The 14,374-nt window shown below is 39.2% G+C and carries 16 protein-coding genes; 6 read left to right on the top strand and 10 right to left on the bottom strand.

Annotated features, from left to right (window positions below; all coding sequences use genetic code 11):
• Positions 1–7 precede the first annotated feature (7 nt).
• Both fabF and ALPR1_RS14360 read right to left on the bottom strand, forming a co-directional pair.
• Positions 8–1,258: a beta-ketoacyl-ACP synthase II gene (fabF, locus tag ALPR1_RS14365; protein ID WP_008201740.1), complete on the bottom strand. Its 1,251-nt coding sequence runs from the start codon at positions 1,256–1,258 to the stop codon at positions 8–10.
• A gap of 19 nt (positions 1,259–1,277) precedes the next feature.
• Positions 1,278–1,514: an acyl carrier protein gene (locus tag ALPR1_RS14360; RefSeq protein ID WP_008201739.1), complete on the bottom strand. Its 237-nt coding sequence runs from the start codon at positions 1,512–1,514 to the stop codon at positions 1,278–1,280.
• A 152-nt stretch (positions 1,515–1,666) separates the two neighbouring features.
• Between ALPR1_RS14360 and ALPR1_RS14355 the strand changes: the two genes are divergently transcribed.
• Positions 1,667–2,095 carry an IPExxxVDY family protein gene (locus ALPR1_RS14355; RefSeq protein WP_008201737.1) on the top strand — a complete coding sequence of 143 codons (429 nt, stop codon included), beginning with the start codon at positions 1,667–1,669 and terminating at the stop codon, positions 2,093–2,095.
• A 7-nt stretch (positions 2,096–2,102) separates the two neighbouring features.
• The gene (gene pyk / locus ALPR1_RS14350; protein ID WP_008201735.1) at positions 2,103–3,533 is read left to right on the top strand and encodes a pyruvate kinase; all 1,431 of its coding nucleotides are present in this window, start codon (positions 2,103–2,105) and stop codon (positions 3,531–3,533) included.
• Positions 3,534–3,607: 74 nt separating this feature from the next.
• Here pyk and ALPR1_RS14345 read toward each other — a convergent pair whose 3' ends face one another.
• The 5 genes from ALPR1_RS14345 to ALPR1_RS14325 are packed head-to-tail and all read right to left on the bottom strand — an operon-like array spanning position 3,608 to position 7,369.
• A complete protein-coding gene (locus ALPR1_RS14345; RefSeq protein WP_008201734.1) occupies positions 3,608–5,191 on the bottom strand; it encodes an NFACT RNA binding domain-containing protein in 1,584 nt (527 codons plus the stop codon).
• Positions 5,191–5,955, bottom strand: a complete 765-nt coding sequence (locus ALPR1_RS14340) for an MBL fold metallo-hydrolase (RefSeq protein ID WP_040302872.1) — start codon at positions 5,953–5,955, stop codon at positions 5,191–5,193. Before ALPR1_RS14340 ends, ALPR1_RS14345 begins: the two co-directional genes overlap by 1 nt.
• Positions 5,952–6,230: a hypothetical protein gene (locus ALPR1_RS14335; protein ID WP_008201732.1), complete on the bottom strand. Its 279-nt coding sequence runs from the start codon at positions 6,228–6,230 to the stop codon at positions 5,952–5,954. Before ALPR1_RS14335 ends, ALPR1_RS14340 begins: the two co-directional genes overlap by 4 nt.
• 3 nt (positions 6,231–6,233) lie before the next feature.
• Positions 6,234–6,611, bottom strand: a complete 378-nt coding sequence (locus ALPR1_RS14330; protein WP_008201731.1) for a response regulator — start codon at positions 6,609–6,611, stop codon at positions 6,234–6,236.
• Positions 6,611–7,369, bottom strand: coding sequence for a response regulator (locus ALPR1_RS14325; RefSeq protein ID WP_008201730.1), 759 nt, complete (start codon positions 7,367–7,369; stop codon positions 6,611–6,613). The genes ALPR1_RS14330 and ALPR1_RS14325 overlap by 1 nt, the downstream gene beginning before the upstream one ends.
• Positions 7,370–7,413: 44 nt before the next feature.
• Here ALPR1_RS14325 and miaA point away from each other — a divergent pair, with 44 nt between their 5' ends.
• Positions 7,414–8,325, top strand: a complete 912-nt coding sequence (miaA, locus tag ALPR1_RS14320) for a tRNA (adenosine(37)-N6)-dimethylallyltransferase MiaA (RefSeq protein ID WP_008201729.1) — start codon at positions 7,414–7,416, stop codon at positions 8,323–8,325.
• On the opposite strand, the gene ALPR1_RS14315 is transcribed toward miaA, so the two are convergent.
• Together ALPR1_RS14315 and pfkA are read right to left on the bottom strand one after the other, a co-directional pair.
• On the bottom strand, positions 8,310–8,573 hold the full coding sequence (locus ALPR1_RS14315; protein ID WP_040302869.1) for a hypothetical protein: 264 nt from the start codon (positions 8,571–8,573) through the stop codon (positions 8,310–8,312). The genes miaA and ALPR1_RS14315 overlap by 16 nt on opposite strands.
• A gap of 73 nt (positions 8,574–8,646) precedes the next feature.
• Positions 8,647–9,621, bottom strand: a complete 975-nt coding sequence (gene pfkA, locus ALPR1_RS14310; RefSeq protein ID WP_008201724.1) for a 6-phosphofructokinase — start codon at positions 9,619–9,621, stop codon at positions 8,647–8,649.
• A gap of 129 nt (positions 9,622–9,750) precedes the next feature.
• On the opposite strand from pfkA, the gene ALPR1_RS14305 reads away from it, so the two are divergent.
• Complete coding sequence (locus ALPR1_RS14305) at positions 9,751–10,641, top strand: aldo/keto reductase (protein WP_008201723.1); 891 nt, start codon at positions 9,751–9,753, stop codon at positions 10,639–10,641.
• Between the two features lie 88 nt (positions 10,642–10,729).
• The gene (locus tag ALPR1_RS14300) at positions 10,730–12,919 is read left to right on the top strand and encodes an acylase (RefSeq protein WP_008201720.1); all 2,190 of its coding nucleotides are present in this window, start codon (positions 10,730–10,732) and stop codon (positions 12,917–12,919) included.
• Positions 12,920–13,104: 185 nt separating this feature from the next.
• Here the strand turns inward: ALPR1_RS14300 and ALPR1_RS14295 are convergent, their stop codons facing one another.
• Positions 13,105–13,488 carry a single-stranded DNA-binding protein gene (locus ALPR1_RS14295; RefSeq protein ID WP_040303676.1) on the bottom strand — a complete coding sequence of 128 codons (384 nt, stop codon included), beginning with the start codon at positions 13,486–13,488 and terminating at the stop codon, positions 13,105–13,107.
• Positions 13,489–13,794: 306 nt separating this feature from the next.
• On the opposite strand from ALPR1_RS14295, the gene ALPR1_RS14290 reads away from it, so the two are divergent.
• On the top strand, positions 13,795–14,268 hold the full coding sequence (locus ALPR1_RS14290; protein ID WP_008201717.1) for a Cif family virulence factor: 474 nt from the start codon (positions 13,795–13,797) through the stop codon (positions 14,266–14,268).
• Positions 14,269–14,374: the final 106 nt, after the last annotated feature.

Genomic DNA, 14,374 nt, shown 5'->3' with positions numbered 1-14,374 from the left:
TTCCGGTTCAATTATATTTTTTGAAGATGACGGAGCAGTTATGACCGCCAAATCCAAAGGTGTTGCTCAATGCGTAATTGATTTCTCTCTTTTGGGCTGTATTGAAAGTTAAGTTCAATTCTGGATCAAAACTTTCATCATCTGTGAAATGATTGATCGTAGGAGGAACAATTCCATTTCGGATTGCCAAGATCGAAGCAATAGCTTCAATAGCTCCGGCAGCACCAAGTAAATGGCCCGTCATGGATTTTGTACTACTGATATTTAGCTTGTGAGCATGCTCTCCAAACACTTTTCCGATAGCTTTGGTCTCACCTACATCTCCTAGAGGAGTGGAGGTACCGTGCACATTGATATAATCAATAGCTTCTGGCTCTAGACCTGCATCTTCCAAGGCTTGTTCCATTACAGTACTTGCTCCCAGTCCTTCTGGATGTGGAGCTGTAATGTGATAAGCATCAGCAGACATACCGCCACCTACTAGTTCGGCATAAATTTTTGCTCCTCTAGCTTTGGCATGTTCATATTCCTCTAGAATTAAAGCACCTGCTCCTTCACCTAAAACAAATCCATCTCTATCCTTATCAAAAGGTCGAGAGGCAGTCTCAGGAGAGTCATTTCGTTGGGAAAGAGCTTTCATGGCATTAAATCCGCCAATTCCAGCTTCCGTTACTGCAGCTTCTGAGCCACCACTGATAAAGATATCAGCTTTACCCAACCGGATGTAATTGAATGCATCGATCAAGGCGTTGGTTGCTGAGGCGCAAGCAGACACTGTTACGAAATTAGGTCCTCTAAAACCGTATTTAATAGAAATAAATCCTGCGCTGATATCAGCGATCATCTTTGGAATAAAGAAAGGATTGAAGCGTGGTGTGCCATCACCGCTGGCAAAGTAAGTAACCTCATCCTGAAAAGTCTTTAAACCTCCGATACCTGATCCCCAGATCACACCGGCGCGAGACTTATTGATTTTTTCTAAATCAAATCCTGCATCATTCATGGCCTCTTCTACAGAGATCATGGCATATTGGGTGAATGGGTCCATCTTTCGAGCTTCTTTTCTATCAATGAACTGCTCGATATCAAGATTTTTGACCTCGCAGGCAAATTGAGTTTTGAATAAAGAAGCGTCGAACCTGGTGATCGGCGCAGCACCGCTCACCCCATTAATCAACCCGGTCCAGAATTCATCTGCCGTGTTGCCTATTGGGGTAAGGGCACCAATACCGGTTACAACAACTCTTTTTAAATTCATGGAATGAATTTATGGGTTATTACTTTACGTTAGCCTCCAAGTAGGAAACAGCTTGTCCTACCGTGCCAATTTGCTCAGCCTGGTCATCTGGAATGGAGATGTTGAATTCTTTTTCAAACTCCATGATCAGTTCTACTGTGTCTAGAGAATCAGCCCCAAGGTCATTGGTGAAGCTAGCTTCAGTTGTTACTTCAGACTCCTCTACGCCAAGTTTGTCAACTATGATGGCTTTTACTTTTTGTGCAATTTCAGACATTTTGTGATCAGTTTAGTTATTAACACTTCGCAAAGAAATATATTTAATGGCTAATTGGCAAAGAAAAGATTCAAGTAAATTTTATTATAAAAGACAGTTCTGCTTAGATGGATATAAATTTCTAACTTTGACCTCATCTTTTTTCTTCCTCAATGAAGAAGACCAAATTACTTGTAGAACATACGTATGATTTTGAGCTATTGGGCCTCCAGTCCCCTGTAAAGGACTATAAGATGGCCTGGTTAATCAATCGTGACCTAGATATTAATCTTGTGAGAAAAGATGACCTTGAATTGGAGTTTCTTACCTCTCCGAGTCTGAAAATATCACAATATTTCCTTTCTTTACCACATGGATATATCCAACTTTTGAAAAATAAAGCGCTAAACTCCGGTAATCAAGTCACCTATCTTATACCGGAATTGAAATTTATGGACTATTTCCTTTTGGTACAAGACCATACCTTTCAGACGAGTATTCATACATTTGTAAACCAGTTGGCAAAAAATTCATTTGTTCAAAACATTGTCAAACTGGATATTTCGAAATTAAAATCAAAAGAGAACCTATTAACTTATTAATGTTCCAATGAGCTATACGCAATTTAACAAGACAAAAATCCTAGCAACAATCGGCCCTGCTTCCAATAATTATGAAACTATTTCAAGTCTGGCAGCTGCTGGAGCCAATGTGTTTCGATTGAATTTTTCTCATGGAAGCCATGATATCCACCAAGAAGTAATCGAAATCATTCGAAAAATAAATAAAGAGCAAAATTTGAATTTGGGTATCCTTCAGGATTTGCAAGGTCCCAAAATCAGAGTGGGTGAGGTAGAAAATAACGGGGTAGAAATTAAACCTGGTGAGAAAATCACCATTACCAATGACCCTGTGGTGGGTACAAGCACTCTTGTTAGTACCGTTTATCAAAATCTTCCGCAAGATGTGGTTTCTGGAGATAGAATCTTGATTGATGATGGAAATCTGGAGGTTGTAGTGAATGATACAGATGGAAAAAATGTTAATTGTACTGTCATCCACGGAGGGATTTTGAAATCCAGAAAAGGAATCAATCTACCAAATACCAAAGTCAGTGCTCCTTCATTAACAGAAAAAGATATTGAAGATTTAGCTTTTGGTTTATCTAAAGAAGTGGATTGGATTGCACTTTCTTTTGTGAGGTCAGCCGAAGATATCGAGGATCTGAGAGAAAGAATTGAAGCCAAAGGAAAGCATTGTAAAATCGTAGCGAAGATCGAAAAGCCTGAGGCTTTGGAGAATATCGATGGAATCATCGAAGCTACAGATGCGATCATGGTGGCAAGAGGAGACCTTGGAGTAGAAGTTCCAATGGAGATCGTACCACTTTGGCAGAAGAGAATTGTTGAAAAGTGTAAGCTTGCTTGTAAGCCGGTAATTATTGCTACCCAAATGATGGAAAGCATGATTGTCAACCCAAGACCTACTAGAGCTGAAACCAATGATGTTGCAAATGCTGTCCTTGACGGAGCAGATGCCGTGATGCTTTCTGCAGAAACTGCTTCTGGTAAATACCCTGTCAATGCGGTGAAGGCCATGAGTAGCATTATCGGTTACTTAGAGGCGAATGCGGAGATCTATCATAACTTGTATAAGATTCCAGAAGATGACGATACCTTCTTAAGTAATAACTTGATTTTGATGGCTTCCAGACTTTCCAGGAATGTGAAAGCAAAAGCGATTGTAGGTATTACTTCTTCAGGGTTTACTGGTTTCAGAATTGCTTCTCATAGACCACTTGCGAATATTTTTGTCTTCACAAGTAATAAAACATTGATTACCCAAATGTCATTGGTTTGGGGAATTAGAGCTTATTTCTATGATAAATTAGTTTCTACTGATGCTACATTTGTGGATATCGAAAATATTCTGAAAGATGATGATCACGTTAACTCAGAAGATATCATTATCAATACAGCAAGTATGCCTCTGAAAGGAAAAGGAAGAACGAATATGTTGAAAATTCATGTGGTAAGTTAAGCCTCAAGATTTTCAAAAAGTATAAAAAAACACCCTCAGCGATGAGGGTGTTTTTTTGTTTGGTCAAATGAAAATCAAGGGTTTTTTGAGGAAATCATTTCATCGGGTCCTTTTGGTTGAACCATCAATACGGTTTCCCTGTCAACTTTTACAGAACCTGCGGGCGACCCCTTGACCTTTCTTACATATTTTGCTTCTGTATAAATCACGGGAGCCAGGGATTCAGTTTTATATTTGGAATAGTAAGCTGCCAAAGCCGCAGCACGATCCAAGACCGCCTGAGGAAGGTTCTTTTGACCTTTTAATTTGATGACCACATGAGAGCCCGGAACTAGTCTGGAATGGAGCCAAAGGTCATCCTTATGCACAAAACCTCGAAGCATTTCATCATTGTCTTTGGCTGATTTTCCAACCCAAACCGTGAACCCTTCAATTTCAAATATTTTAAATGGCAATGAGCTGGATTCTTTAAGCAGTGTTTTTTCGGAAACTTCCTCTTTTTTAAAGCCTTTTAATCCTCTGAAATCAGTTATTTTTTCCAGTTTAACTATTTGGGATTGAAGATCTTCCAGAAGGCTTTGTTTGGCCTGTAAGGTCTTTTCGAGTTGATCCCATTCCAACTTTCTGTTTTTGCTTTTACGATACAATTGTGCCGCAAAATCCTGAGGTTTTTGATTGGGTTTTAATTTGACTTTAACCTTTCCTCCCGAATAAAAATCTAATATTTCTGCTTCCATTTTCCCCCCTGCAAACTCATGGAGGTTTGCCATGACTACATCCGCCAATTGAGAGGGTGGGGCTGAAGTCTTAAGCTCCTGGAGTTTTGTATTTCCTTTTTTCAGGAAGGATTGTGTTTTGGACAATTGAGCATTTAGCTTTTTGAGAAGTTCTGACTTTTCCCTTTCAAAATTATCCTTAACCAAAGCCAGATAAAAAAGCTCATTTACTGCTAAAATAGGGTCTGAGAAATTTTTTAGTGCTTCGGGTTCAGGGAGCAAGGTCAAGATGGTTCCTTGAGCTTTTTCCACTAATGAAAACAGCGGAGAGTCTAGTATATCTACCATTTCCTCCATCAGAGACCATTTCATTTCCAGTTTAGCATTGGGATATCCTCTATCTTTCAGCCAAGCTCTTGGGACTGCCCCTAGGGTCGGCAAAAATTGAGATGCGTTTCCATCTAATTCCAAAAATCTTTTTTTGCTCAAATCCAGAGACCTTGGCAGTTCATGCCAATCCAAACTTCTGTCTTCTCCTAAATCATTTCTAAAAGTTCTAATGGGAACCTGTCCTTCAGATTCATAAAGGAGAATATTACTTCTATTGCCATGAAGCTTAAATAGTAAGATTTTACCGGATTGAAGGCGAAAGATAAAGGAGCGCTCAAAGGCAAGTACTTCACAAGACTGAATGGTTTCTTCTAGCAATTCGGGAAATAGATTCATGCTATTCCTCTTGGTACGCCGAAATTGCTCTGGGAAGCTCAAGTAAATCTGCGGTGCTTTTAGGTGGGCTCTCATCCATTGCTCACCTTCTGAGCCTGTCGTCTCAATGATTAACTCATTTTTGCTTTGCGAAAAACAAGAAATGATTTTCTGCCCTTGAAACTGATCGTTTAAGGCTGGGCAAAGGTACTTTAGGAAGTGATAATTGAGATGCATTAAGGCAAAGTTACCTGAAGACCATCGTAGGCCAAAGAAATTCCCGAAGGTAATTCTTGGTCGATTTCCTCCTGAAGGCCTAGCTTATGCGAAATATGCGTCAAATAGGTGGTTTCTGCCCCGATTTTTTGAGCCATATCTACGGCTTCCTCTAGAGTAAAATGAGAAATGTGAGGAGTTTTTTGAAGTGCATTTAGGACCAAAACTTTGGTACCCTCTATTAACTTCAAGGATTCTTCTGGAATATGATTCGTATCGGTGATATAGGTGAAGTCTCCTATTCTAAAACCAAGCACTGGAAGTTTATAATGCAATACAGGAATAGGGGTAATCTGAATTCCTTCAATCGAAAAAGCTTTTTCTGTGATTTCCACAGGGTCTATTTGAGGGACTCCTGGGTATTTCTTACTAGAAAAAACATAGGCAAATTCTCTTTTTATCTGTTCGAGTACTTGTTGCCTACCAAAAATGGGCATGTCTTTTTGCTGAGCAAAGTTGAAAGGGCGAATATCATCTAGCCCTGCAGTATGATCTTTGTGCTCATGGGTGAAAAGAACGCCGTCAAGACGTTTTATTCCTGCCCGAAGCATTTGGCTCCTGAAGTCAGGTCCGGTGTCTACTACGAGGCTAATTTCACCTATTTGAAGATGGATGGAAGACCTGAACCGTTTATCTCTAAAGTCTAATGAGCTACAAACAGGGCAAGAGCATCCAATGACAGGAACACCTTGTGAAGTACCGGTTCCAAGAAAAGTGACTTTCAAAATTTCAGAGTGGTTTGCTGTAGTTCTCTTAAGAAATCGTGGTTTGCTTTGTCCGAAAAATCCTGAGGGTTGAAATTTAGTTCGGCTAAAATATCAATCAAAGCATTGATTTTTCCTTCCAGCGGGAAATACTTATTGATGATCACGATTTTGGTTTCTTTCAGTACACAATAGCCAGATTTGAAATTACCTTTTTCGTATCTCAACATGTATTCTGAAGAGGCAAAAAGGTTTTCAAGTTTGTCTAGAAAATGCTTTGTGTACTTTACTGCCATTTTTTAACTAAGGTGTTTCTTGACGGTTGCCAAAACTTTATCGTAATCCAATGGTTTCTGGATGAAATTATCAAAGCCAAAGCTTCTGAGTTCATCCATGGTGTGATTATTAACATTTCCAGAGATGGCGATGATCGGAATTTTAGATTTTATAGGGTCATCCAATGCTCGAATGGCTTTAGTACATTGAATACCATCCATCACAGGCATGCTGATGTCCATTAAAATTAAATCAAACTCCTCCTTTTCCAATGCTTCAAGGACCTGCTTGCCATTTCTGGCAGCTTTCATTTCGAAGCTTTCAAAAGCGAGCACACTTCTGGTTAAATTGATGATGACGGAGCTGTCTTCACCTACGAGGATTCTTTTTGATTTATTCATTATTCAAAAATAGTTTCTTCCTTTAAATATTTTTTAAAATTCAGGATTTCTAATTGAAGGTCTTGTAATAAGTTTTTCTTCTGATCCCATTGATTATTTCTGGCGAGATACTCACCTTCTTTTGCTAATAGATAGATTTGGTTTGCACCTAGTGTACCACTATTTCCCTTAAGTATATGTAGCTTTTCTGAAATGGAATCCAAATTATTCTCTGAATTTAACGAAAGAATTTCATCTATTAACATTTCAGTTTCTTTCAAGAAGTCTAAATATACGTTTCTGATAGTTTCTCCAGAATTATATTTCATCAATTGCCGGACAGTACCTAAATCCAAGGTAGTAGTAATCGGATCATGGATGGACTCAGAATGAGGCGTCTCTTGTTTCGGGTTTTTGCTTTTCAGTGTTTTCTTGACGTTTTCCAGGAAATCTCTGGGTCGTATTGGCTTAGTTACAAAATCATCAAAGCCCTGGTCCAGATAAGTATTCTTATCTTCCAATTCGGCAAAAGCTGTTACAGCGATGATGGGAGAGTCGCTGATTTTAGACAATTTGATCTGCTTCATCGCGGTAAGGCCGTCCATTAAAGGCATTTGAATGTCCATTATGATCAGGTCATAGGCAGCTTTTTTGAGCAGGTCCAATGCTTCAAGACCGTTTTTCGCACTATCAAATTGGCAAACTTGCCCTATTAAATTCTCGAACAGTTTTCTGTTGAGGTCATTGTCATCCACGATAAGCACCCTTTTGCTTTTCATCTTTATGTTTTGGATTTTTGAATTCTGTTTAACCCCATTTACTATTGGCAGCACCCAAGTATCTTATTTTGGTCGTAGGTCCTACTGCGGTAGGTAAAACTGATTTATGTTTAAATCTAGCCAAAAAATTTAATTCAGAAATTATCTCTTGCGATAGCAGGCAATTTTATAGAGAAATGAATCTTGGGACTGCTAAACCTAGTTTGGATGAACTCAATCAAGTACCTCATCATTTAATCAATTCGCTTTCAATAGAGGAATCTTATGATGTCAGGAAATTTGAAAAAGATGCTTTAGAGATTCTAGAGAGCTTGTTCCAGAAAAATAAACTGGTGATCATGACTGGTGGTTCGGGTTTGTTTGCTGATGCGGTAGTAAATGGATTGGATGAGATGCCTGCTATTGATCCCAAGTTTAGAGAAGAAATCATCCAAGAATTCAATGAGTTGGGGCTAGCTTATTTGCAAAAGGAAGTAGCCAAAATTGACCCTGAATATTTTCAGGTAGTTGATCAAAATAATCCTCAGCGATTGATGCGAGCGATAGAAGTTTTTAGAGGAACAGGAAAAACTTTCAGTAGTTTTCGAGTCAAGACCAAAGTTCAAAGAGATTTTAAGACCATCAAAATCGGTTTGAATAGGGAGCGGGAAGAGCTATACCGAAGAATCGATTTGAGGATGGATCAAATGATCGAGCAAGGGCTTTTTGAGGAGGCTGCAGGTTTATTTGAAAAACGTCACCTTAACGCCCTTCAAACAGTAGGGTATCAAGAGATTTTTGGTTTTATGGAAGGAGATTATGATCAGGAAGAAGCGATCAGATTATTAAAAAGAAATTCCAGAAGATATGCAAAAAGGCAATTAACTTGGTTTAGAAAAGATGCTGAAATTCAGTGGTTTGATCCTTCTGAAGGTGATAAGGTTTTTGAATATATTGTAAGTCAAATAGGAGAATAACCAGAAGCTTTTGCCACCCAGTTATAGGGAGCTTTCTTGATTAATTGATTGTACTGAATTCTATTGATTTTTAGTGCTTGAATAAGTTCTCGGCTTTTCTTTGGAAGTTTTTTATCGGGATGGATAGATTTCCATTTTTTAGAGATTTCTTCAGGGATGACGATTTGTCCAAGGATAATTTCCAGTTCGGGGTGATTTAGGCCCAGTTTAGAAGATAATTCTCTTTGTAAATTTAATTTCCGCTGCATGCTATTCCTTACAGTGAGAAAAAATAGGAGGCAGGCGCCTCCCATTGTTAAGAAAATCGGAATATATCCCATGTTAGATACTTAGTATATCAATTAATTTTAGGTGCAGTTCGTTGAGTGGTTTCTCTTTTCCTATACAGTCACCAAAAGGAGTGTAGACTACTTTTTGATCCATGATACCGGCCATGCAGTTTGTTCTTCCATCTATTAGACCTTCTACCGCAGCCATTCCACAAAGACTACCTAATAAGCGGTCATGTGCCGTAGGATTTCCGCCTCTTTGGATATGTCCCAAGGTTGTAACCTTAAAGTCTTTCTCAGGATCTTGAATTTTATCTTTTACCTTTTGCATGATGGTTTCGGCATTGCCTTCTTCATCACCCTCAGCGACTACTACGATACTAGAGCTTTTATTGGCTCTAATGTTTCTGAGGCTTTTCACCACCTTATTCAAATCAGTTTTTGTCTCAGGTACCATCACAAATTCTGCTCCTCCACCTATACCTGATTCCACGGCAATAAACCCTGCATCTCTTCCCATCACTTCAATAAAGAATATTCTGTCGTGGGCAGCGGCAGTATCTCTGATCTTATCAATTGCTTCCAAGGCAGTATTAACCGCTGTATCAAATCCGATCGTAAAGTCAGTTCCGTAAAGGTCATTGTCAATGGTGCCTGGGCAACCTACGGTAGGTATTCCAAATTCCTCTTGGAAGATTTTAGCTCCTGTAAATGTCCCGTCTCCTCCAATAGCCACTATTCCCTCAATCCCATGGGCTTTGAGGTTTTCATATGCCTGTTTTCTACCTTCTGGTGTTTTGAACTCCATGGATCGGGCTGATTTTAGGATGGTTCCACCTCGTTGTACAATATTACTTACAGAGTGAGAGTACATCCTTTTGATATCTCCCTCAATCATTCCTTCGTATCCTCTGTAGATTCCATATACTTCCAGTCCTTTATAAATACCTGTTCTGACCACAGACCTTACGCATGCATTCATGCCAGGGCTATCTCCTCCGGAAGTAAAAACTGCAATTTTCTTCATTTCAATAGGTTTAGGTTTCCAAAAATAGGGATTCTCTAAAAGAATTCAGGAATAATAGATTTTAAAAGATCAAAAATTTCAGCTTTATTGAAAATCAAGAAAACAAGGTTAAAAAGAGATTAATTTTTTATGAATAGAAGGGAACTTTCAGAAACTAAGCTTCAAATTTCAGAACTATCACTGGGATGTATGTCACTTCCAGAGGAATATGATTCGAGTAAGAAAATTTTGGATGCCGCTATTGAAGGTGGAATTTCGCTTTTAGACACAGCTGATTTGTATCAGCAAGGTTGGAATGAAGAGATGCTTGGAAAGGCCTTGAAAGGTAGAAGAAATCAATTGGTTTTGGCAACGAAAGTTGGGAATCAACTCCGACCTGATGGATCTGGCTGGGATTGGAACCCAAAAAAGGAATATATCCTAGGGGCAGTTGAGCAAAGTCTTAAACGCCTCCAAACGGATTACATTGATTTGTATCAACTTCATGGTGGCACGATTGAAGACCCTTGGGATGAAACTTTGGAAGCCTTTGAATTATTGAAAACTCAAGGAAAGATCAGGGCTTTTGGGATTTCTTCCATTCGGCCCAATGTGATCAGAAAAGTGCTGTCTGCATCGAAACCGGCTACGATCATGATGCAATACAATCCCTTGGATAGAAGGCCTGAGGAAAGTGCTTTTTCTACAATTTCTGGATCCGAAACCAAAGTTTTGGTAAGAGGAAGCTTTGCCAAAGGCTTGTTGATCAATAAACCTGAAAAGGATTTCTTGGATTTTAAAGCTTCTGAAGTGGTGGAAATGAGAAAGGAGATTCTAAATCTGGGGTTTAGTCCTGAGGCATTTTTGATCAAATTTGGGTTAACCCAATCGGTAGTAGGATCATTGGTAATTGGAACCAGTGGAGTAGAACAAGTAGGAAAGATGCTGAAAGGTTATGAGGAAAGTTTTACTATCCCAGATGAAGTGATAGAAGAGTTTAAAAAGAAGTTTAGAGCCAATTACTACCAGCAACACCGATAAAAATTCTGTTGCCCACGGAATTCAAATAGTTTATTTTCGGGACTATTGAATTCAGTTTCCTGAAAAACCACCCAAATCTAAATTAAAGATGAAGTTTCGATTACTCTATTTGGCAATTCCTTTATTGGTTTTTGCCTGCCAACCCAAAGAATTAACTGAACAAGAACGCTGGGAAGACACAGCCTCCAGAGTAGAAATCATTAGAGATGATTTTGGGGTTCCTCACATTTATGGGCAAAGTGATGCCGATGCAGTTTTTGGTTTGTTATACGCCCAATGCGAGGATGATTTTAGAAGAGTAGAAAGAAACTATGTTTGGGCGACTGGAAGACTCGCTGAAATGGAGGGTGAAATAGCACTTTACTCTGATTTGAGAGCAAACCTTTACATGACAGAAGCGGAAGCAAAAGCAGCTTATGATACTGCTCCTGATTGGCTGAAAAAACTTTGTGTCGCTTTTGCCGATGGAGTGAATTATTATTTGGCAACACACCCGGAAGTGGAGCCACAAGTGATTACGCATTACGAGCCTTGGATGCCCATGTTCTTCAGCGAAGGTTCTATTGGAGGCGATATTGAGCAAATTCCAACAAGGAGAATTGCGGCATTTTATGGGGAAAATCAATCCGTGGCATTAAATGAATTTGGAAGCGGATTAGATCCTGTTGATTTGACCGAAGAACCCAAAGGCTCCAATGGAATTGCGATAGCTGGTTCACTTACGGAATCAGGCAATGCCATGCTTTTGATCAACCCGCATACTTCTTTCTACTTCCGACCTGAAGTTCATGTAGTGAGTGAGGAAGGACTCAATGCCTATGGTGCAGTAACCTGGGGACAGTTTTTCGTTTATCAAGGATTCAATGAAAAAACTGGATGGATGCATACCTCCACCGGTGTGGATTTTATAGATGAATTTGTGGAGGATGTTAGTGAGAAGGATGGAAAGTACAGCTACCAATATGGAGATGAAACCAGAGAAGTGACTGAGCTTCCTATTACTTTAAAATATAAAAAGGCTGGACAGCTTGAGGAGAAAAGCTTTACGATGTACCGCACGCACCATGGTCCGGTAACTCATAAACTAGAGGATCAATGGGTGGTGACAAAAATCAATTGGGATCCGGTGAATGCCCTGACACAGAGTTTTACGCGTACCAAACTCAGCAATCATGCGGAATTTAAAGAAATGATGAACATCCGAACCAATTCCTCAAATAATACGGTCTATGCGGATGCAGATGGGAATATTGCTTATTTCCATGGCAATTTCATTCCTAAAAGAAACGAAGGATTTGATTTTTCTAAGCCGGTGGATGGTTCTGATCCAGCATCTGACTGGCAGGAATTACATACAGTCGATGAAAGTATCACCTTGCTCAATCCAGGTACCGGATGGATCCAAAATTGTAATTCAACTCCTTACACCGCTGCTGCGGAATTCAGCCCAAAGCAAGAAGATTATCCCGTTTATATGGCACCGGAATCTGAGAATTATAGAGCCGTGCATGCTGTAAGAGTTTTGAAAGATGCAAAAAACTTGGATTTGGATAAGCTGATTGATTTAGCCTACGATCCCTATTTACCGGCATTCGAAAAGTTGATTCCTATGCTATTGCAAGCTTATGATGAAAAGGGTTTGAGGGACCCGGAATTTGTCGAGCCAATGAAAGTTTTAGAAGCTTGGGATTACCGTACCGGAAAAGAATCGGTAGCCATGTCTTTGGCACATTTCTTTGGAATGAATTTTATGCGGAATCATGGAAATATCAATAACTTATTGGAGTTCAATGAAGGAAAAGGTAGTGTTCCAGACCCTAAGGCTACCGAGCTTTTGGAAACCTTCCGAACAACTTTGCAACAGATGGATGCTGATTTTGGAACTTGGAATACCCCTTGGTCAGAAATCAATAGGTTTCAGCGATTAACTGGTGATATCAACTTGAAATTCGATGATGACAAACCCTATGTGCCTGTTGGTTTAGCTTCAGGAACCTGGGGAGCATTGGCTGCTTATGGCGCCAGATCTACTCAAGATACCAAAAGGCTATATGGATACCGAGGAAATAGTTTTGTTGCTGTGGTTGAGTTTGGGGAAAAGGTAAAAGCGAAGTCATTGCTTGCAGGAGGACAAAGTTCAGATCCCAATTCGCCGCATTTCGATGATCAAGCTCAAAGGTATGCTGATGCTCAGTTTAAGGATGTGGCCTATTACAAAGAAGATATTGAAGCGAGGGCAGAGGAGAGGTATCAGCCGGGGAAACGAGGAGAGAAATAGGGAGAAAGTCCTAAATCTAAAGCTTGTCTACCTGAGGTAGGTAAGAAAGCTGAAAGGCAGTTTTCAGTTGGCTTTTATCAGCGGTAGAGAAATCTAATTTCGTGAAGCATATCTCCATAAAATATTTCAAAAATGTATAAAAATAGACCGGGGTTTTAAGCATCCCGGTCTTTTCTTTTTAGAAATTAAAACGGTAAATCATCCTCCGTTTCGGCTCCTGCAGGAACATTGGCTTTACGGTCACCCATAAGCAAAATGCTCTGCACTACCACTTCAGAAATGTATCGCTTATTCCCTTCCTTATCTTCATAAGATCGGTTGCTGAGTTTGTCTTCTATGGCGATTTCCGAACCTTTATCCGTGTACTTGTCCAGTAAGTCTGCTTGTTTTCCCCAAGCCACGATGTTGTGCCAGGTGGTCTCTTCTACGCGCTCTCCTTTTTGGTTTTTGTAATACTCATTAGTGGCCATGGATACTTTTCCGAGTGTTTTACCCCCGTCAAGATTTTTGATTTCTATTTTGGATCCAAGACGTCCGATTAGCTGTACTCTGTTTCTTAGCGTGTTCATAATGTTTATTGTTTTGTTGTGAAAAATTTGTTTTTCGTTTTCGCTAGAGGAATTCGATAAGCCAAAGTTGTAGGATGGGTCAAGCTTTAATCGGGAGTTAGTCGTTTGTATCCGTTTGTAGTCGTTTGTTGTCGGATAAATTAGGTTTAAAGCCATTGAAGGTAGGTGTCTGGAAAAAAAAAAAGTATACGCTTTTACCTGATAATGAATGTGTTGTGCTTTCAAAATAACTTTTACATTTTTGATTGGAATAAGTGAAATTCTTATATTCATAGGAAAAATGTTTTTGGCCAAATTCTTTTTTTTATGAAATATTTACTGCCTTTAATTCTTTTTTTTGCTTTGGTTTCTTGTAATACTGAAGTAAAAAAAAATCAGAATGAACCCACCATCAACATAGCTCAGGAACTGGAAAAAATTGATCAAATGAGGAAGTCATTTGAAAAAACCGTGAAAGAACGACGTTATGAAGATTTAGGTCAATTTGTAACAAAGGATATGATATCGATAGGCCCTGGAAGCGAGGAGTGGAACGCTTATCGGGCATTAAAAGAAAAGCATGGAAATAAGTTTAGGTATGATAGTATCAAGATGAATCCAAAAGAGACAGTCATTGTCTCTGATACTGTTGCCTATGATTTTGGAGTGAGTTCAATGTTTTATACGGATGAGACTGGAACTGTGCATGAATTAAAGGATACTTTTTTGGTACTTCTTAAGAAAAATAAAGAGGGAGAGTGGAAACTTTTTAGAGAACTCGCCTCGGCTAATGTAGAATAGAAAATACCTTGGGATGAAAAATCGAGAAATATCATTTTTAAGTTAATTCCACCTTAAAGTTTTCTCCCTTTGAAAACATTTTTTAGACTGATCAGCTTTATCTAAG

Origin of the sequence: Algoriphagus machipongonensis, from assembly GCF_000166275.1 — a bacterium.
Classification (GTDB): Bacteria; Bacteroidota; Bacteroidia; order Cytophagales; family Cyclobacteriaceae; genus Algoriphagus; species Algoriphagus machipongonensis.
Note: the sequence above shows the minus strand (reverse complement) of the source record. Positions and strands in the feature narration are given on the sequence as shown.